Source organism: Variovorax sp. GW823-FHT04F07, assembly GCF_058795995.1.
Window position 1 is genome coordinate 1,910,996 of record NZ_JBXAIG010000001.1, and the last position, 18,960, is coordinate 1,929,955.

General features: G+C 69.0%; 20 protein-coding genes and 1 riboswitch. Of the genes, 14 read left to right on the forward strand and 6 right to left on the reverse strand.

Translation table 11 applies throughout. The features are described 5' to 3' along the window. Window positions 1–68: 68 nt before the first annotated feature. The 8 genes from AC1RAA_RS08865 (at window position 69) to arsC (ending at window position 9,010) form a co-directional block, all read left to right on the forward strand. On the forward strand, window positions 69–1,244 hold the full coding sequence (locus AC1RAA_RS08865) for a Gfo/Idh/MocA family protein (RefSeq protein WP_354345090.1): 1,176 nt from the start codon (window positions 69–71) through the stop codon (window positions 1,242–1,244). Between the two features lie 16 nt (window positions 1,245–1,260). Then, on the forward strand, window positions 1,261–2,448 hold the full coding sequence (locus AC1RAA_RS08870; protein ID WP_492727668.1) for a dihydrodipicolinate synthase family protein: 1,188 nt from the start codon (window positions 1,261–1,263) through the stop codon (window positions 2,446–2,448). 8 nt (window positions 2,449–2,456) lie between these two features. Further along, complete coding sequence (locus AC1RAA_RS08875) at window positions 2,457–3,335, forward strand: sugar phosphate isomerase/epimerase family protein (RefSeq protein WP_492728349.1); 879 nt, start codon at window positions 2,457–2,459, stop codon at window positions 3,333–3,335. 48 nt (window positions 3,336–3,383) lie between these two features. Next, window positions 3,384–4,478 carry a DNA glycosylase AlkZ-like family protein gene (locus AC1RAA_RS08880; protein WP_492727669.1) on the forward strand — a complete coding sequence of 365 codons (1,095 nt, stop codon included), beginning with the start codon at window positions 3,384–3,386 and terminating at the stop codon, window positions 4,476–4,478. A gap of 314 nt (window positions 4,479–4,792) precedes the next feature. Then, window positions 4,793–6,973: a TonB-dependent siderophore receptor gene (locus tag AC1RAA_RS08885; protein WP_492727670.1), complete on the forward strand. Its 2,181-nt coding sequence runs from the start codon at window positions 4,793–4,795 to the stop codon at window positions 6,971–6,973. A gap of 97 nt (window positions 6,974–7,070) precedes the next feature. Next, window positions 7,071–7,229: riboswitch (FMN riboswitch) on the forward strand. Between the two features lie 113 nt (window positions 7,230–7,342). Then, window positions 7,343–7,855 carry a 6,7-dimethyl-8-ribityllumazine synthase gene (locus AC1RAA_RS08890; RefSeq protein WP_062473480.1) on the forward strand — a complete coding sequence of 171 codons (513 nt, stop codon included), beginning with the start codon at window positions 7,343–7,345 and terminating at the stop codon, window positions 7,853–7,855. A 41-nt stretch (window positions 7,856–7,896) separates the two neighbouring features. Further along, a complete protein-coding gene (locus AC1RAA_RS08895; RefSeq protein ID WP_492727671.1) occupies window positions 7,897–8,598 on the forward strand; it encodes a glutathione S-transferase family protein in 702 nt (233 codons plus the stop codon). A 31-nt stretch (window positions 8,599–8,629) separates the two neighbouring features. Further along, window positions 8,630–9,010: an arsenate reductase (glutaredoxin) gene (arsC, locus tag AC1RAA_RS08900; RefSeq protein WP_492727672.1), complete on the forward strand. Its 381-nt coding sequence runs from the start codon at window positions 8,630–8,632 to the stop codon at window positions 9,008–9,010. Here the strand turns inward: arsC and queG are convergent. Beyond that, on the reverse strand, window positions 9,007–10,089 hold the full coding sequence (queG, locus tag AC1RAA_RS08905) for a tRNA epoxyqueuosine(34) reductase QueG (RefSeq protein ID WP_492727673.1): 1,083 nt from the start codon (window positions 10,087–10,089) through the stop codon (window positions 9,007–9,009). The two genes, arsC and queG, sit on opposite strands and share 4 nt — an antisense overlap. On the opposite strand from queG, the gene tsaE reads away from it, so the two are divergent. Further along, window positions 10,075–10,569, forward strand: coding sequence for a tRNA (adenosine(37)-N6)-threonylcarbamoyltransferase complex ATPase subunit type 1 TsaE (gene tsaE / locus AC1RAA_RS08910; protein WP_056579690.1), 495 nt, complete (start codon window positions 10,075–10,077; stop codon window positions 10,567–10,569). The genes queG and tsaE overlap by 15 nt on opposite strands. Next, complete coding sequence (locus AC1RAA_RS08915; protein ID WP_307635486.1) at window positions 10,566–12,071, forward strand: N-acetylmuramoyl-L-alanine amidase; 1,506 nt, start codon at window positions 10,566–10,568, stop codon at window positions 12,069–12,071. The genes tsaE and AC1RAA_RS08915 overlap by 4 nt, the downstream gene beginning before the upstream one ends. Before the next feature lies 1 nt (window position 12,072). Here the strand turns inward: AC1RAA_RS08915 and AC1RAA_RS08920 are convergent, their stop codons facing one another. Continuing rightward, window positions 12,073–12,573, reverse strand: coding sequence for a DUF2938 domain-containing protein (locus AC1RAA_RS08920; protein ID WP_492727674.1), 501 nt, complete (start codon window positions 12,571–12,573; stop codon window positions 12,073–12,075). Further along, on the reverse strand, window positions 12,566–13,435 hold the full coding sequence (locus AC1RAA_RS08925) for a class I SAM-dependent methyltransferase (RefSeq protein WP_492727675.1): 870 nt from the start codon (window positions 13,433–13,435) through the stop codon (window positions 12,566–12,568). Before AC1RAA_RS08925 ends, AC1RAA_RS08920 begins: the two co-directional genes overlap by 8 nt. Before the next feature lie 85 nt (window positions 13,436–13,520). Between AC1RAA_RS08925 and AC1RAA_RS08930 the strand changes: the two genes are divergently transcribed. Both AC1RAA_RS08930 and AC1RAA_RS08935 read left to right on the forward strand, forming a co-directional pair. Then, complete coding sequence (locus AC1RAA_RS08930) at window positions 13,521–13,949, forward strand: helix-turn-helix domain-containing protein (RefSeq protein WP_159276157.1); 429 nt, start codon at window positions 13,521–13,523, stop codon at window positions 13,947–13,949. A 129-nt stretch (window positions 13,950–14,078) separates the two neighbouring features. Then, window positions 14,079–14,369, forward strand: coding sequence for a YMGG-like glycine zipper-containing protein (locus AC1RAA_RS08935; protein WP_223301444.1), 291 nt, complete (start codon window positions 14,079–14,081; stop codon window positions 14,367–14,369). Window positions 14,370–14,441: 72 nt separating this feature from the next. Here the strand turns inward: AC1RAA_RS08935 and AC1RAA_RS08940 are convergent, their stop codons facing one another. Further along, window positions 14,442–15,107: a DedA family protein gene (locus tag AC1RAA_RS08940; protein ID WP_101489752.1), complete on the reverse strand. Its 666-nt coding sequence runs from the start codon at window positions 15,105–15,107 to the stop codon at window positions 14,442–14,444. A gap of 49 nt (window positions 15,108–15,156) precedes the next feature. On the opposite strand from AC1RAA_RS08940, the gene AC1RAA_RS08945 reads away from it, so the two are divergent. Together AC1RAA_RS08945 and AC1RAA_RS08950 are read left to right on the forward strand one after the other, a co-directional pair. Beyond that, the gene (locus AC1RAA_RS08945; RefSeq protein WP_492727676.1) at window positions 15,157–15,666 is read left to right on the forward strand and encodes a GNAT family N-acetyltransferase; all 510 of its coding nucleotides are present in this window, start codon (window positions 15,157–15,159) and stop codon (window positions 15,664–15,666) included. Further along, a complete protein-coding gene (locus tag AC1RAA_RS08950; protein ID WP_492727677.1) occupies window positions 15,663–16,601 on the forward strand; it encodes a LysR family transcriptional regulator in 939 nt (312 codons plus the stop codon). Before AC1RAA_RS08945 ends, AC1RAA_RS08950 begins: the two co-directional genes overlap by 4 nt. Window positions 16,602–16,605: 4 nt before the next feature. On the opposite strand, the gene AC1RAA_RS08955 is transcribed toward AC1RAA_RS08950, so the two are convergent. After that, window positions 16,606–17,958, reverse strand: a complete 1,353-nt coding sequence (locus AC1RAA_RS08955; protein WP_082818212.1) for an MFS transporter — start codon at window positions 17,956–17,958, stop codon at window positions 16,606–16,608. 46 nt (window positions 17,959–18,004) lie between these two features. Further along, window positions 18,005–18,826 carry a fumarylacetoacetate hydrolase family protein gene (locus tag AC1RAA_RS08960; RefSeq protein WP_492727678.1) on the reverse strand — a complete coding sequence of 274 codons (822 nt, stop codon included), beginning with the start codon at window positions 18,824–18,826 and terminating at the stop codon, window positions 18,005–18,007. Between the last annotated feature and the right edge of the window lie 134 nt (window positions 18,827–18,960).

Genomic DNA, 18,960 nt, shown 5'->3' on the forward strand with positions numbered 1-18,960 from the left:
CATTGCCACGCGCCACGCCGATCGAAGACCCTTTCTTTTTTCCCCTGCATCTCCCCAAGGAACCCACGATGGCCATCCAACGTCTCGGAATCATCATGCACGGCGTCACCGGCCGCATGGGCATGAACCAGCACCTGATCCGCTCCATCTGCGCCATCCGCGCCCAGGGCGGCGTGACGCTGTCGAACGGCGACAAGGTCATGCCCGACCCGATCCTCATCGGCCGCAACGCCGAGAAGATGGAAGCGCTCGCCAAGGCCCACAACATCGCGCGCTGGGGCACCGACCTCGACCAGGCGCTCGCGAACAAGGACGACACCGTCTTCTTCGACGCCGGCACCACGCAGATGCGCCCCACGCTGCTGGCCAAGGCCATCCGCGCCGGCAAGCACGTGTACTGCGAGAAGCCGATCGCCACCAACCTCAACGAAGCCGTCGAGATCGCCCGCCTGGCCGACGAAGCCGGCAAGGCCACGGGCCTGAAGCACGGCGCGGTGCAGGACAAGCTCTTCCTGCCCGGCCTGCGCAAGCTCGACATGCTGCGCCGCGCGGGCTTCTTCGGTCGCATGCTCAGCGTGCGCCTGGAGTTCGGCTACTGGGTGTTCGAGGGCGACCTGCAGCCCATCCAGCGCCCGAGTTGGAACTACCGCAAGGAAGACGGCGGCGGGATGATCCTGGACATGATGTGCCACTGGCGCTACGTGCTGGACAACCTGTTCGGCGAGGTGAAGTCGGTGTCGTGCATCGGTGCCACGCACATCCCCACGCGCTGGGACGAAGCCGGCAAGCCCTACGAGGCCACCGCCGACGACGCGGCCTATGCCACCTGCGAACTCACGGGCCACAACGGCGAGCCGGTGATCGCGCAGCTCAACATGAGCTGGGCCACGCGCGTGCGCCGTGACGACCTCGTGACCTTCCACGTCGACGGCACCGACGGCTCGGCAGTGGCCGGCCTGTCGAGCTGCCGCGCCCAGTCGCGCGTGGCCACGCCGCGACCGGTGTGGAACCCCGACGAGAAGCAGACGATGAACTTCTTCGACCAGTGGCAGGAAATTCCGGACTCGCAGGTCTACGACAACGGCTTCAAGATCCAGTGGGAACACTTCATCCGCCACGTGGTGGAAGACGCGCCCTACAAGTGGACGCTGCCCGAAGGCGCCAAGGGCGTGCAGCTGGTCGAGGCCGCGCTCGCGTCGTGGCAGGAGCGCCGTTGGATCGACGTGCCCACGCTGAAGGTCTGAGGAAGAAGACAAAGCCATGGCCCTGTCGCTGACCCTCCCCACCGCGAGCGGCGCGCTCGCGTCCTACGCCCTGCGCGGCACCGCGCCGGTAAAGCCCGATGCGGGCGTGAAGTTCAACCGCATCGCCTACTCGGCCGCCCACGTCGTGGCCGACCCGCTCGCCGCCATCGACCCGTGGCTGCAATGCGCGGTCGACTGGGACACCACCATCGCCTACCGCCGCCACCTGTTCTCGCTGGGCCTGGGCGTGGCCGAGGCGATGGACACCGCGCAGCGGGGCATGGGCCTCGACTGGCCCACGTCGCTCGAACTGATCCGCCGCTCGCTCGACGCCGCGAAGGACATGCCCGGCGCGCTCGTCGCCTCGGGCTGCGGCACCGACCACCTGAACATCGACGACGTGAAGAGCGTCGACGACGTGATCCGCGGCTACGAAGAACAGATGGCCGCCATCGAGGCGCTCGGCGGCAAGCTGATCGTGATGGCGAGCCGCGCACTGGCCCGCGTGGCCAGGAGCCCCGCCGACTACGAGCGCGTGTACGACCGCATCCTGAGCCAGGCGAAGCAACCCGTGGTGCTGCATTGGCTGGGCGACATGTTCGACCCGGCGCTGGCGGGCTACTGGGGCACGAAGGACGTCGACGCGGCGATGGACACCGCCGTGGGCATCATTGCGGCGCATCCAGACAAGGTCGATGGCATCAAGATTTCGCTGCTCGACAAGGACAAGGAAATCGCCATGCGCCGCCGCCTGCCGAAGGGCGTTCGCATGTACACGGGCGACGACTTCAACTACGCCGAGCTGATCGCGGGCGACGGCTTCGGCAGCGAGCCGACGCACGGCAAGAGCGATGCGCTACTGGGCATCTTCGACGCCATCGCGCCGGCCGCGAGTGCCGCGCTCGGCGCACTGGCCCAGGGCAACACCGAGAAGTTCCACGCGATCCTCGGCCCCACGGTGCCGCTGTCGCGCCACATCTTTGCGGCGCCCACGCGCTTCTACAAGACGGGCGTGGTGTTCATGGCCTGGCTCAACGGCCACCAGAAGCACTTCACGATGGTGGGCGGGCAGCAGAGCACGCGCTCGCTGCAGCACTTCGCGGAGCTCTTCCGTCTCGCGGATGCGGCCAACCTGCTGGAGCAGCCGGAACTCGCGGTGCGGCGCATGAAGACGCTGCTGGCGCTGCACGGCGTGGAAGGCTGATGGCGACCATGCGCGATTTCTCGCAGAACCACGACTGGCTGTCGATCAACACGGCGACCATCCGCAAGCAATCGGGCGCCGAGGTGCCGCTGGACCGCCTCATCGACCAGTGCGCCGAACGCGGCATCCGCGCCATCAGCCCGTGGCGCGACCAGGTCGCGGCCGTCGGGCTCGACAAGGTGGCCAAGCAATTGAAGGCGCACGGCATCGGCCTCTCGGGCTACTGCCGGGGCGGCTTCTTTCCCGCGCCCGATGCGGCCGGCCTGAAGGCAGCGCTCGACGACAACCGCCGCGCCATCGACGAGGCCAAGACGCTCGATGCGCCCTGCCTCGTGCTGGTCGTCGGCGCCCTGCCCGGCGCGCTCGACGGCAAGGCGGCGTACAAGGACATCGCCCGCGCACGCAACGAGGTGCGCGACGGCATCGCCGCCTCGCTCGAGTACGCGCGCGAGGTCGGCATGCCGCTGGCCATCGAGCCCCTGCACCCGATGCAGGCGGCCGACCGCGCCTGCATCAACACGCTCGAGCACGCGCTCGATCTCTGCGACGAACTCGATGCGGGCAAGACCGGCATGCTGGGCGTGGCACTCGACATCTATCACGTGTGGTGGGATCCGAAGCTGCAGCAGCAAATCGCCCGCGCCGGCCACGAAAGGCTACTGGCGTACCACGTCTGCGACTGGCTCACGCCGACGCGCGACCTGCTCTCCGATCGCGGGATGATGGGTGACGGGGTTGTCGAGCTGAAGAAGATCCGCGGGTGGGTCGAGGATGCAGGCTTTGCGGGTTTCAGCGAGGTCGAGATCTTCTCGAACCTCGACTGGTGGCAGCGCCCCGGCGCCGAGACGCTCGACGTCTGCATCGAGCGACACCGCAGCGCGGTCTGATCGATCCGGCCGAAGCGGAAGGCAGCCGCTTGTGCTGCAATTCGCCCCATGGCTGACCCGACCCTCGACGACCTGCGCCGCTATGCCGTCGCGCGCACCCTCTTCACGCCGACGACGCTCCCCGCCGCCATCCGCAAGCTCGGCTTCGTGCAGGCCGACCCGATCCGCGCGCCGGCGCGGGCGCAAGACCTCACGCTGCGCCACCGCGTGAAGGACTACCGCGCGGGCGATCTCGAAGGCCGTTACGCGCGGCTCGCGATCGAGGAAGACTGCCTCGTCAACTACGGCTTCCTGCCGCGCGAACACCTGGCGCTGATGCATCCGCGCGAGGCCAGGAAAGCCTGGGACGCCGACACGCGCCGCAAGGCCGCCGACGTGCTGGCCTACGTGCGCGAGCACGGTCCGGTGCATCCGCGCCAGGTCGAGCAGCACTTTGCGCACGGCCGCATCCAGAACTACTGGGGTGGCTCCAGCAACGCCACCACGCACCTGCTCGACGGCATGCACTACCGCGGTCTGCTGCGCGTGGTGCGGCGCGACAGCGGCACGCGGGTGTACGAAGCGGTGAGCCACCCGCCCGCCGACGACAGCCCCGCCGGGCGCGCACAGCGCGCGGCGGCGCTCATCGAACTGGTGGTGCGCAAGTACGCACCGCTGCCGGCCACGAGCCTGACCTACCTCGTGCGCCTGCTCGGCTACGGCGCGCCGCACCTGGCCGCGCAGACGCAGGCTGCGCTGCGGCTGGCGCGCGAGGAGCTGGCCAGTTGCCGCATCGACGGCACGACCTGGTACTGGCCCGCTGACGAGAACCCCGTCTCGCGCCGCCATGCGCCCGACGACGCGGTGCGGCTGCTCGCGCCCTTCGACCCGGTGGTGTGGGACCGCCGCCGCTTCGAGCTGCTGTGGGGCTGGACGTACAAGTTCGAGGCCTACACGCCCGCGCCGAAACGGCAGTTCGGCTACTACGCGCTGCCGATGCTGTGGCACGACCGCGTGATCGGGTGGGCCAACGTGAGCGCACCTGAAGGTCGGTTGCAGCCGGCCTTCGGTTATGCCGATGCGAAGAAGCCGCACGGCGCGGCCTTCCGCACGGGCCTCGACGAAGAACTGCACCGCATGACGCAGTTCCTCGCGGGCCGCTGATGCGGCCTTTTATAATCGCCCGCCTCAGCCAGCCGCCCGCGCCCGCCGCGAGCCCGCCAGCCGTCTTCGAAGGAACGAAGACGCAGCAGCCCGAGCGACGACACATCCCGTCGTCGCCCCCGGCCACTGCCCCCACGACGCCGTAGACACACAACACAAGCCGGATGCGCTTTCCTTTCGGAATGCGCCACGGCACGCGCTCGTTCGTTTCCGTTTTTTTCGATCGCACCCGAGAAGCCATGGCGCGCCTGACCGCGCCGCAGCCACTCCCCCGCCCTAGACACACCTGACGCAGGACACAGGAGAAGCTGCACATGACATCCAAGAATCGTCGCCCCGGAACGCCGCGCACGCGGCGGGGCTATGCCACGCTCGCGGTCACCGCCGTGGCGCTTGCCGCCAGCGCACATGCCCACGCGCAAGAAGCCGCCGCTGCCGACACACGGCAGGCCCTGCCCACCGTCACCGTCTCGGGCGATGCGGGCGAGACCGCCACCGGCCCCGTGACGGGCTTCGTCGCCAGGCGCGGCAGCACGGCCACCAAGACCGACACGCCGCTGATCGAAACGCCGCAGGCCATCTCGGTCGTCACGCGCGACCAGATCGAAGCCCAGGGCGCGCTCACCCTGCGCGAGACCACCAACTACACGGCCGGCGTGGTGTCGAGCTACTTCGACAGCCGCGTGGATTCGTTCAAGGCCCGCGGCGGCGACGCCGTGCAGTACCTCGACGGCCTGCAACGCACCTACGGCACCTACAACGCCAGCCGGCCCGACCCGTACATGCTGGAGCGCGTGGAGCTGCTGCGCGGCCCTTCGTCGGTGCTGTACGGCCAGGGCGGCATCGGCGGCGTGCTCAACCTCGTGTCGAAGCGCCCGCAGGCCGAGACGCAGCGCGAAGTGCAGCTGCAGCTGGGCAACAACGCGCGCAAGCAGATCGCCGCCGATTTCACCGGCTCGCTCGATCCCGAGAGCAAGTGGATGTACCGCCTCGTGGCCGTGAACCGCGACAGCGGCACGCAGGTCGACCACGTGTCGGACGACCGCATCGCGATCGCGCCCTCGCTCACCTGGCGCCCGAACGCCGACACCTCGCTCACGCTGCAGGCCTCCTACCAGAAGGACAAGAGCGGCTCGCTGATCGGCTTCTTCCCGTGGCAGGGCACGCTGCTGCCTTCGCTGTACGGCCGCATCCCGACCTCGACCTTCACCGGCGAGCCGGGCTTCGACCGCTTCGACACGCGCAGCACCTCGCTGGGCTACCTGTTCAGCCACCGCCTCAACGACACCTGGACGGTGCGCCAGAACCTGCGCTCGACCGAGAGCAAGGTCTGGTACAACACCTCGTACACCAGCTTCACGGCCAACCGCCTCACGGGCCGTCCGGCGCGCCCGGTGTTCAACGCCGACCAGCGCACCATCGAGCGCGACCTGAGCAGCGACATCAACGGCGGCAAGATGCTGCTGCTCGACAACCAGGCCGAAGCGCATTTCAAGACCGGCGAGGTCGAGCACACGCTGCTGCTGGGCGCCGACTTCCAGCGCAACACCACCTCCAAGCTCTCGGGCCGCGGCCGTGCGGGCGCGCTCGACGTGTACGCGCCGGTGTACGGCAACTACACGGCCCCCACCAGCTACACGCGCGCGCCCGAAGTGGTGCAGAAGCAGGCGGGCCTGTACGTGCAGGACCAGGTCAAGTACGGCCGCTGGATCGGCCTGCTGGGCCTGCGCCACGACAAGGCCACCACCGACACCGAAGGCCGCCCCGCAGCGGCGGCCGACGACAAGGCCACCACCAAGCGCGCCGGCCTGGTCTACCTGGCCGACGGCGGCTGGGCACCGTACCTGAGCTACGCCGAATCGTTCCTGCCGCTGGGCGGCGTCGACACATCGAACAACCCCTTCAAGCCGCAGCGCGGCAAGCAGTGGGAAGCCGGCGTGAAGTGGGAGCCCGCGGGCCAGCGCACCTCGTTCCTGGCGGCCGTGTACGACCTGCGCGACACCAACCGCAAGACCACCGACCCGACCAACCCGCTCAACAGCGTGCAGCTCGGCGAAGTGCACGTGAAGGGCCTGGAGCTCGAGTACAAGGGCAGCATCGCGCGCGACTGGGACTGGATCGCCTCGTACGCCTACACCGACGCGCGCGTGTCGAAGAGCAACGGCTCCGACCTGGGCAAGCGCATCTCGGGCGTGCCCAAGCACACGGCCTCGGCCTGGGTGACCAAGCGCTTCTCGATCGGCGGCCTGCACGGCTTCTCGGCCGGCGGCGGCGTGCGCTACCTGGGCAAGTCGTACGACGGCATGGACAGCAACCCCGCGCCCGCGGTCACGCTGTTCGACGCGATGTTCGCGTGGGACAACGGCCCGCTGCGCCTGGCGCTCAACGTGGCCAACCTGACCGACAAGGTGCAGATCACCACCTGCCTGGCACGCGGCGACTGCTTCTACGGCCAGCGCCGTACCCTGACCGCGAGCGCGACGTACCGCTTCTGAAGCAAATCCCCGCGCGCTCGAAGGTCTGGCGCGCGGGCGACAACCGGCCCGGCGACGTGCTTCTAGAATCGCGCCGTCGTCCGGTTCGCCGGACGGCAAGCGTTCTCAGGGCGGGGTGCAATTCCCCACCGGCGGTGATGGCAACGAAAGTTGCACAAGCCCGCGAGCGCCTCGGACCTGCCACAGGTTCGAGGGTCAGCAGATTTCGGTGCGATTCCGAAGCCGACGGTCACAGTCCGGATGAAAGAGAGCGCGAAATGCGGGCATGCCCGCGCGCCTTGCTTTGCTCTTTTTGGGCAAACCGGCGCGCGAGCGAGCCTGTGGTTTCGTGCGCCCTGATTCAGGAAACCTGCTTTCAAGAGGCACACCATGAGTCAGATCAACGACCTTCCCCTTTCTGCCGTCACCGCGTCGGGTTCGCCGCGCGGCCAGCGCATCGCATTCGTCGAGGCGCAATGGCATTCCGACATCGTCCACCAGGCACGCGACGCCTTTCTCGAAGAGATGGCGCGGCTCGGCGTGGCGCGCGAGCTCATCGACATCTTCGATGTGCCCGGCGCCTTCGAGATTCCGCTGCACGCCAAGCGCCTGGCCAACTCGGGCAAGTACGCGGCCATCATCGGCTGCGCGCTGGTGGTGGACGGCGGCATCTACCGCCACGAGTTCGTCGCCAACACCGTCGTCAGCACGCTGATGTCGCTGCAGCTGGAGACCGACGTGCCGATCTTCTCGGCCGTGCTCACGCCGCACCACTTCCACGAGCACGTGGAGCACCGCAAGTACTTCCACCGCCACTTCGCGGTCAAGGGCACGGAAGTGGCCGAGGCCTGCTTCAAGACGCTCGAGGCGCTGGACAAGGTCGACGCCCTGCTGGCCGCCTGAGCGGGTTGGCAAGAGGCGCAAGCCTGCAGTAACCTGCGCGGATGGCCTCTCCATCCGCCCCGGCGGTCGCAGCAGCAGCCGCCGACCGCTACACCCTCTATGGGGCGCCCGGCTCGGGCGCCACGCCCATCCACGCCGCGCTGACGCTGATCGGCGCGCAGGTCGACACGGTCGACATCGCCCCCTGGGAGGGCGAGTCCGAACGCGAGCGGCTGACCGGCGTCAACCCGATGCAGCAGGTGCCCGCGCTCGTGCTGCCTTCGGGCGAAGTCATGACCGAGAGCGCAGCCATCCTCATCTGGCTGGGCGACCGCTACCCCGAGGCCGGGCTCTGCCCCGCGCCCGGCGATCCGCGCCGCGCGCAGTACCTGCGCTGGATGGTCTACCTGCCGGCCTCGATCTATTCGATGTTCTGGGTGCGCGACGAGCCTTCGCGCCTCGCGGCCGATGCCGCCGCGCAGGCCGTGGTGCTCGAACGCACGGCCGCGCGCATCGCGCACTGCTGGCACCTCATGGACACGCAGATCGACGAACCTTCGCCCTACCTGCTCGGCGACAAGATCAGCATGCTCGACCTGTACGTGACCGTGGTGTCGCGCTGGACGCCGACCCGCCGGCGCTTCTACCGCGTGGCGCCGCGCATGGCGCGCGTGGTGCGGCGCGTGGACGCCGACCCGCGGCTGGCCGCGTTCTGGGCGGCGCGCTTTCCGTTCTCGATGGATGCGGACGAAGAGACAAGCTGAGGCCCGTTCTTCTCTTCTCATAATCGACGCCATGACCGCACGCACACCGACCACCGCCTACCCGATGACGATCTACCACAAGCCCAACTGCAGCACGTCGCGCAACGTGCTGGGCTTGATCCGCGAAAGCGGCGTGGAGCCCGAGATCGTCCTGTACCTGGAAACGCCGCCCCCGAAGAAGAAGCTGCGCGAACTGGCGAAGGCCATGGGCCTGACGGCGCGCGACCTGCTGCGCACCAAGGAAGCGCCCTACGAAGAACTGAAGCTGGCGGACGAGAAACTGACCGACGACCAGCTGTTCGACGCGATCGTGGAGAACCCGATCCTGTTGCAGCGCCCGATCGTCGTGTCGCCGCGCGGCACGCTCATGTGCCGGCCATGGGAACGCGTGCGCGAGATCCTTCCCGCTTAAGTCGGTTGATCTCCGGGCTGCTGCGCCAGCCCCCACGCGACATGCTCGCGCACCAGCGCGCTCGGATGTCCGGCGCGCGTGGCCAACGCTTCCTTCGCGCCGCCCTCGCCTGAGCGCACCGCATTGCCCAGCGCCACCGCGATGTTGCGCAGCCAGCGCTCGTGGCCGATGCGGCGGATCGGGCTGCCTTCGGTGCGGCGCAAGAAGTCTTCCTCGCTCCACGCGAACAGCTCGGCCAGCGTGCGGCCCGTGAGCCCCTCGCGCGCATCGAAGTCGGGCAGCGTGCTCTTCTTCGCGAACTTGTTCCAGGGGCAGATCAGCTGGCAGTCGTCGCAGCCGTAGATGCGGTTGGCCATCAGCGGGCGCAGCTCCACCGGAATGGCGCCGGCGTGCTCGATCGTCAGGTACGAGATGCAGCGGCGCGCATCGAGCCGCTGCGGCGCGACGATGGCGCGTGTCGGGCACACGTCGATGCAGGCGCTGCAGCTGCCGCAGTGCGCGCTGACGGGCTCGCTCGGCGGCAGCGCCATGTCGACGTAGATTTCGCCCAGGAAGAACATTGAGCCCGCGTCGCGGTCGAGCACCAGCGTGTGCTTGCCGCGCCAGCCCTGGCCGCTGCGCGAGGCGAGCTCGGCCTCGAGCACCGGCGCCGAATCGGTGAAGGCGCGGTGGCCGAAGGGGCCGACCTCTTCGGCGATCTTCTCGGCCAGTTTGGCCAGGCGGTTGCGCAGCACCTTGTGATAGTCGCGGCCCCGCGCGTACAGCGACACGATGGCCTCGCCGGGTCGCCGCAGCCGGTCGAACTCGATGGCCTGCCACTCGGCGTCGGTGTCGCGCGGCAGGTAGTCCATGCGCGCGGTGATCACGCTCACCGTGCCCGGCACCAGCTCCGCCGGCCGCGCGCGGCGCGTGCCGTGCGTTGCCATGTATTGCATTTCTCCATGGAACCCATGGGCCAGCCATTGCATCAGACCGTCTTCGGCGCTCGACAGATCGACGCCCGCGATTCCGATTTGGGAGAATCCGAGTTCCCGGGCCAAGGCCTGAATACGAGCAACGAGTGGATGGCTGACGATCACTTGCCGATTGTAGAAACGCGCACCCTGCGCTGGCAGGGCGAAGACGACACCGACGCGCTGGCGCGCGCGCTCGCCGCATCGCCCGCGTTGCGCGACGCTTTCATCGCGCTGCAGGGCGACCTGGGCGCCGGCAAGACCACCTTCGTGCGTCACCTGCTGCGCGCGCTCGGCATCACCGGGCGCATCAAGAGCCCCACCTACGCGGTGGTCGAGCCGCACGAGGCGCCCGACGGGCTGGCCATCTACCACTTCGACTTCTACCGTTTCGCCGACCCGCGCGAATGGGACGACGCGGGCTTCCGCGACATCTTCGCGGGCCCGGGCCTCAAGCTGGCTGAGTGGCCGGAGAACGCCGCGGGGCGCACCCCACCTGCCGACCTAGCTATTAAAATAGAAGCAATGACCGACGACACCCGCAGCGTGACCCTCCTGGCGAACACCCCTCGCGGCAGCGATCTGCTGGCGTGCCTGGCCGCATGAAGGCGACCGGCCTGAAACGGCGCGTGCTGCTGCAAGGCGGCAGCATCGCGCTGATGCTGGGCGTGCACCAGATCGCGCGCGGCGCCAGCATCCTCGCCGTGCGCGTGTGGCCCGCCGCCGACTACACCCGCGTGACCATCGAGTCCGACGCCCGCCTCAACTCGCAGCAGCTCGTGGTCGGCAGCCCGCCCCGGCTGGCCGTGGACATCGAGGGCATCGACCTGAACACCGAGCTGCGCGACCTGGTCGGCAAGATCAAGCCGGGCGACCCGTACATCAACGGCCTGCGCATCGGGCAGAACGCACCGAAGGTGGTGCGCATCGTGTTCGACCTGAAGCAAACCGTGCGCCCGCAGGTGTTCTCGCTGGCGCCCGTGGCCGCCTACAAGCACCGGCTGGTGCTCGACCTGTACCCCGAGCAGGCCATCGACCCGATGGAAGCGCTGATCGCCGAGCGGCTGCGCGATGCGCCCAAGAACGGCAGCAGCACCACCACCGCCCCGAGCAACGGCCCCGTCGTCGCCACCGCTCCGCCCGCCCCCGCCGCACCGTCGCCGGCCCCCGCACCCGTGCGCCCCGCGATGCCGCCCGGCGACCCGCTGGGCGACCTGATGGCGCAGCAGGCCGCGCGCCCCGCGCCGTCCGGGCCCGCACCGGCCTTGCCGCCCGGCGGCATGCCGCTGCCGCCGGCACCGCCGCCCGTGGTGGCCGCGGCGCCCCCGGCCCGGCCCGTGACGCCGCCCGGTCCGCCGCCGCGCGCCACGGCCAGCCGCACCGACCGCATCATCATCGTGGCGCTCGACCCCGGCCACGGCGGTGAAGACCCCGGCGCCATCGGCCCGAACGGCACGCGCGAGAAGGACATCGTGCTGCAGGTGGCGCACCGCCTGCGCGAGCGCATCAACGCGGCCAGCGTCAACGGCAGCCCGATGCGCGCCTTTCTCACGCGCGACGCCGACTTCTTCGTGCCGCTGGGCGTGCGCGTGCAGAAGGCGCGGCGCGTGCAGGCCGACCTGTTCGTGAGCATCCACGCCGACGCCTTCACCACGCCCGCCGCGCGCGGCGCCAGCGTGTTCGCGCTGAGCCAGAGCGGTGCCTCCAGCAGCGCCGCGCGCTGGCTGGCCAACAAGGAGAACGACGCCGACAAGGTCGGCGGCGTGAACGTGGGCAACCACGAGGCGCAGGTGCAGCGTGCGCTGCTCGACATGAGCACCACCGCGCAGATCAACGACAGCCTGAAGCTCGGCGGTGCGATGCTCGGCGAGATCAAGGGCATCGGCGCGCGGCTGCACAAGGCGCAGGTCGAGCAGGCCGGCTTCGCGGTGCTGAAGGCGCCCGACATCCCGAGCGTGCTGGTCGAGACCGCCTTCATCAGCAACCCCGAGGAAGAAGCCAACCTGCGCCGCGCCGACTACCAGGAAAACCTGGCCGACGCGCTGATGCGCGGCATCCAGCGCTACTTCGCGCAGAACCCGCCGCTCGCGCGCAGCCGGCAGCTCTGACCTAGAAGCCCGCCACGCGGGCGACCCACGCGGCCAGATAAAGGCCGACGCCGAAGACGCTGTGCGTGACCACGCTCTGGAACCGCGCCATCGCAGGGCGCGGCGTGCGGCGCGCGGCAAAGCCCGCGCCCATCGCAGGCTGCATCACGCAGAACGGCAGGAGCACGGTGCCGATACCGACGATCAACGCAGGCACCAGCGTCGGCTGGCGCGCCCATTCCAATCCCCAGCCTGCGAGCAGCACGGCCGCGAACGCGATACCGAGCAGGTAGTGCGCGCTCCAGCCGATGACGCCCTCGCCCGCCGCGCGCGGCGACTTGCCGATGGGGTGGTGAAAGAAGCGCCCGCGCGTCAGGTGCACGAGCCAGCGGCCCACGAGCGCGTAGTCCAGCGAGGGAATGCCGAACAGGCGCTGGCGCAGCACGGCCCACAGGTCCATCACCACCGTCGCGCCGGCGCCGATCCACAGCGTGCGCAGCGCGCATTCGACGGCCTCAGACATGGCCACGCCCCCGCACCGGCGCGCGCGCCGCGATCATCCAGCAGGCCGCGACAAAGCGCACGTCGTCGCCCTGCACATAGGGCGCAAAGGCGGCATGCAGCGTCTCGACGACCTGCGCGCGCGTCGCGGCATCCACCTCCTGCAGGACCAGGCCGACCGGCCCGAGCCGCGTGAAGTAGTCGGCCAGCGCCGTCGCGGGGAACGCGCATTCGACCTCGAAGGGCTGGATGTCGACCTCGCCCCAACCGCTCGCCTCGAGGATGCCCGCGACCCGCGCGCGATCGGCGAACGCGAACTGGCCCGGTGCGTTCGGCAGGCGCGGCGGCAGGCCGGGCAGCAGCGGCGCGGCGGCGCGCTCGGCCGTGGTCATGAACGGGTTGTCGGCCCCGCCGCGCCAGGCGATGCAGCGCAGGGCCGCGCCGTCCGTCGCCGCGCGCCGCAGGTTCACGAAAGCCCGCACCGGGTCGTCGAAGAACATCACGCCCAGGCGCGAGATCACCGTGTCGAACGCAGCCGGCTCGAAGGCATGGCCCTGCACGTCGGCGCAGACGAAGCGGGCCGATGGGAGCGCCTCGCGCGCGGCGCGGGCCTTCGCCGCCTCGATCATCGGCGCAGAGATGTCGACGCCGAGGCACTGGCCCGCCGGGCCGAGTTGCCGCGCCACGGCGAGCGTCGTGCGGCCGGTGCCGCAACCCACGTCGAGCACGCGGCGGGCGCCCACGGCGCGCACCGCGTCGCTCAGCCGCGCTTCGAGCGGCTGGAACATCGCGTCGAGCACGGCCTGCGTCCGGACCCAGGCGCTGCCGGCGTGGCCGTTCCACAAGGCGGCCTGTTCGGCATTGGCGGGAGATGTGTCGTCCATGATCGTTTTCCTTCAGATGCCTTCAAGCGGCGAGAGCTAGACTGTGCCAATTCAAGTCGACTTGAAGTCAAGAGGGGGCCGGCACATGGACATTTCGGAAGTCGCGCAACGCGCCGGCGTTCCCGCCTCGACGCTGCGCTTCTATGAAGAAAAAGGGCTGATCGCCTCGACCGGCCGGCACGGCCTGCGCCGCGTGTTCGCGCCCGAGGTGCTGGAGCGGCTCGCGCTCATCGCGCTGGGGCGCGCCGCCGGTTTCTCGCTGGAGGAAATCGGCCACATGTTCTCGCCCGAAGGCAAGCCGCGCATCGACCGACAGGTGCTCGCGGACAAGGCACAGGACCTCGACCGCACGATTCGCCAGCTCACAGCGATGCGCGACGGCCTGCGGCATGCGGCGGTCTGCCCCGCGCCCAGCCACATGGAATGCCCCACCTTCCGCCGCATCCTGCGGGCCGCGTCGTCGGGCGCGCTGGAAGCCCCGAAGAAGAAGGCGCCGAAGCCGCGAACCCCCTAGCCACACGTGCTTTCAGGCGTTGCGTTCCGCAACACGCGCCCCTGCGCACAGGCAAGCGCGGCAGGCTCCTACACCGCGAAATGCATACTTTTGACCATGATGGGCCATCACTCTCGAAAGGTGGACCTCATGTTGAAGACACGTCTCTGGATCGCCGCTGCAGCTGCCACTTCGGTCATGACGCTGGCAGGTTGTGCGAGCGGTCCGAACCAGAACCTCGGCACCGGCATTGGCGCACTCGGCGGCGCGGCGGTGGGCCATGCGATCGGCGGCAACACGGGCAGCACGCTCGGCGGCGCGGCCATCGGCGGCATCATCGGCAACCAGGTGGGCCGCAACGTCGACGAGCGCAACTACTACAACCAGCAGCGCTACCCGCGCGGCAGTGGCTACTACCCGGACAACGGGCCGCGCTACTGATTGATCCTTCCAACCCTCAACGAAAAAACGCGCCCTCGGGCGCGTTTTTTCTTGGGGCGAGCGGAGGGCCGCTCAGGCCTGCGATGCCGCCGCCCGTGCCTTCTCGGCCTTCGAGGCGCGCCACGCGCCGAAGATCGCCAGCAGGCCGGGCACGAAGATCAGCGCCCAGATGATCTTGTCCAGGTGCAGCCGCACGAACGGCAGGTTGCCGAAGAAGTAGCCCGCGGTGGCAATGCCCAGCACCCAGAGCAGCGCGCCGCCCACGTTGTAGGCCGTGAACTTCGCGCGGTTCATCTCGGCCACGCCGGCCACGAAGGGCGCGAAGGTGCGAATGAAGGGCATGAAGCGCGCGAGCACGATGGTGATGCCGCCGTAGCGCTCGTAGAAGCTGTGGGCCTGGTCGAAGGCCTTGCGGTTGAAGAAGCGCGAGTTCTCCCACTGGAACACCTTGGGCCCGAAGTAGCGCCCGATCGAGTAGTTGCACTGGTCGCCCAGGATGGCCGCCACGATCAGGATGCCGCAGGCCAGCGGGAAGCTCATGAGCCCCACGCCGCACAGTGCGCCGACGATGAACAGCAGCGAGTCGCCCGGCAAAAACGGCATGACCACCGCACCGGTCTCGACGAACACGATCAGGAACAGCAGCGCATAGACCCAGGGGCCGTAGGCGACCACGAAGGCCTCGAGGTGTTTGTCGACGTGAAGAATGAAGTCGACGAGAAAGCTGATGATTTCCATGGGCGCGGATTATCCTTGTTGGCATGCTGCCCCCTTTTCGAATCACCCCATGATCCAGATCCGCGAAGCCCTCGACGCCGACTGGCCCGCCCTCTGGGCCGTCCTCGAACCGACGTTTCGCCGCGGCGACACCTACACCTACCCGCCCGATGTCACGGAAGAAGAGGCCCGCCACTCGTGGATGAAAGTGCCCACGCTGACCTTCGTGGCCTGCAACGACGAAGGCGCCGTGCTCGGCACCTATGTGATCCGCGCCAACCAGCCGGGCCAGGGCGCGCACGTGAGCAACTGCGGGTACGTGGTGTCCGAGGCGGCGCGCGGCCTGGGCGTGGCCTCGGCGCTGTGCGAGCACTCGCAGCAGCAGGCCCTGCGCATGGGCTTCCTGGCGATGCAGTTCAACTTCGTCGTCTCCACCAACGAGCGCGCGGTGCGGCTGTGGCAGCACATGGGCTTCGCCATCGTCGGCACCTTGCCGGGCGCATTCAGGCATCCGCAGCAGGGCTTCGTGGACGCCTTCGTCATGTACAAGCAGCTGCAGCCTTTCCCCGGCGCGGCATGAAGAAGATCGAGCCCCGGCTCCTGCAGGCCTTCGTGGCCGTGGCCCGCGAGGGCTCGGTGTCGCGCGGCGCGCAGCGCCTGTTCCTCACGCAGCCGGCCGTGAGCCTGCAGCTCAAGGAGCTGGGCGCGCTGGTCGAGCTGGAGCTGTTCCAGCGCACGCCCACCGGCCTGCTGCTCACGCGCGACGGCGCGGCGCTGCTCAACCACGCGGAGCATGCGCTCGAGAGCCTGAACGATTTCGCGGTGGCCGCCGAGCGGCTCAAGGGCGGCGTGCGCGGCTCGCTGCGCATCGGCACCATCCTCGACCCCGACTTCACCCGGCTCAGTCCCTTCCTCACCGAACTGGTGGCGCTGGCGCCCGAGCTCGAGACCGAGCTGCACCAGGGCACGAGCGGCGACGTGCTCGCCCGACTGCTGAACAAGGAGCTCGACATCGGCTTCTACCTCGGCGACCCCGAAGCCACCGACCTGCCGCAGGCCAGCGCCGCCTCACGGCGCCACGACGGCGAGCTGTTCCATTCGCAGGTGCTGGCGCGCTTCAACTACCAGGTGATCGGCCCGAGCGGCTGGGCGCCGCAGGTGCTGGGCCGCGACTGGCCCGAGCTGGCCTACCTGCCGTGGGTGCTGGCACCGCCGACCTCCTCGCATTCGCGGTTGCTGGCGCCGGTGCTGCAGGCCCACAAGCTGGTGCTGAAGAAAGCCGCGCAGGCCGACCAGGAGATGTCGATGCTGGCGCTGGTGCGCGCCGGCGTGGGCATTTCGCTGGCGCGCGATGCGCTGGCGCTGCAGGCCAGCCAGCGCGACGGCCTGGTCATTGCCGACCGCGTGAGCATCGGCTGCGACCTGCGCTTTGTCTGCCTGGCCGGCGCGCTCAAGCGGCCAGAAGTCGACTGCGCATGGCAGGCGCTGTCGCGCGTCTGGCGACAGGCCTTCTGACTGACTAGGCGCGCGCCCGGCCGTCGAGCACGGCCGCCGGCGCCGCCGCAGCCCCGCTCTTCTTCGCCACGCGCCAGCCCTTGGGCATGAGCGCCAGCATCAGTGCGGCCAGCAGCGCCGCGCTGCCCAGCGTGTACAGCCCCGCGGCCGATCCGCCGTGGTTCTGCTCCACGTAGGTCCGCAGGTTGGGCGCCACGAAGCCGCCGAGGTTGCCGATGGAGTTGACCAGCGCGATGCCCGTGGCAATGCCCAGGCCCGACAGCCGCTCCGACAGGAAGGCATAGAAGATCGGCGTGCCCGACAGGTAGGTCGACGCACCGATGGACAGCGCCGCGATCGCGAAGATCGGCGAGCCGTGCGCCGACAGGCACACGCACACGCCGAAGATCGTGTAGAGCGTGGCCACGGTGACGCGGCGGCGGTCGTGGTGCCGGTCGGACCAGCGCGTGACGAAGTACACGACGAACAGTGCCAGCAGCCACGGGATGCTGGTGACGAAGCCGACCAGCAGGCCGATCTTCTGGCCCAGGATCTGCCCCACCTGGGTCGGGAGATAGAAGATGAGGCCGTAGGCGGCGATCTGCACGATGAAGAAGTTCAGCGCGAAGAACATGACCCGCGGATTGCACAAGGTCTGCCACACGGTCTGCGGGCTGTCGGCCGACTTCTCCGCCGCTTCCTGGTCGAGCACGGCCTGCAGCGCGTTCTGCTGCGCGCTCGTGAGCCAGGGTGCGTTGTGCGGCCGGTCGACGATGACGAAGAAGGCCACGATGCCCACCACCACGGCCATCAGGCCCTCGATGAGGAACATCCACTCCCAGCCCTTGAGGCCGCCGATGCCGTTCATGTCGAGCAGCGCGCCGGAGATCGGCCCGCCGATGACGAGCGCGCCCGCAAAGCCGAACAGCAAAATGCCGTTGGCCTGCGCACGCACCTTGGCCGGGAACCAGTAGGTCAGCGTGAGCAGCACGCCGGGGTAGAAGCCCGCCTCCGCGATGCCGAGCAGGAAGCGCAGCACGTAGAAGGAGGTCTCGGTGGTGGCGAACATCATGGCCGAGGCCACGAGTCCCCAGGTGACCATGATCCGGCACAGCCAGATGCGCGGGCCGACGCGCGACAGGATCACGTTGCTGGGCACTTCGAAGATCGCGTAGCTCACGAAGAAGATGCCGGCGCCGAGCGCGAAGGCGCTGTTGCTCAGGCCGGTGTCGATCTGCAGCGCCTGCTTGGCGAAGCCGACGTTCACGCGGTCAAGGATCGACATGATGTACATGACGATGAGCATGGGCAGCAGGCGCCAGCGCGCCTTGTGGATGGCGCCTGTGACCAGCTCGCCGTAGGGACTCGTGGTTGTCATTGTTGTTGTCTCCTGAATAGGTATGTCTGTCTGAAAGCCGCCGAGGCTAGCCCCTTGCGACCGCGCCGTGGACGGGGTTCGTCACCGAACCCAATCCATCGATCTCGACCGAGACCACATCGCCGCGCTTCAGGAAGCGTGGCGGCTTGAGGCCCAGGCCGACGCCCGCGGGCGTGCCGGTGAGGATCAGGTCGCCGGGTTCGAGCGTGATGGCGCGCGAGAGGTACGCGATGAGAAACGCGACCGAGAAGATCATTTCGCTGGTGTTGGACGACTGCACGGCCTCGCCGTTGACGAGGCAGCGGATGCCCAGCGATTGCACGTCGGCCACTTCGTCGCGCGTGACGACGGTGGGCGCGAGCGGGCAGAAGCCGTCGAGCGACTTGCCGCGCACCCATTGCGCCTCGCCCAGCTGCACGTCGCGCGCGCTGACGTCATTGGCGGCGACGTAGCCGAACACATGCGAGAGCGCATCAGCCTCGCTCACGCCCTGTGCACGCTTGCCGATGACGACGCCGAGTTCGGCTTCCCAGTCGACCTTCTCGGTGAAGCCTTCGGGCCAGGTGATCGCGTCGCCATCGGCGGCCAGCGTGTTGCTGAACTTCGCGAACACGACGGGCTTCTCGGGGATGGCCAGGCCGGTCTCGATGCAATGGTCGCGGTAGTTGGCGCCGATGCAGATGATGTTTCTCGGTGCGAACGGCAAGGCGGGCTTGACGTCGGCGAGGGGGATCGGCTGGCCTGCGTCGCGCCAGGGCTGGCCTTCGACGATGTCCTGCATGCGGGCTGCATCGACGGGCTGCAGTGCGCCGTCCTTGATGTAACCCACGCGGGGGCCCTGCGGCGTTTGAACGCTCATCCACTTCATGTCTGACTCCTTCTTTTCTGATTTAAAAAATTCTGGGTGCGGGTTCATTCAGGGCGTGTGCACAGGCCACCGGGTACTTCCCTCCGCGAATGTCCCCCGGGGCTTCGCCCCTCCTCCTTGATTTCGCTGCGGGA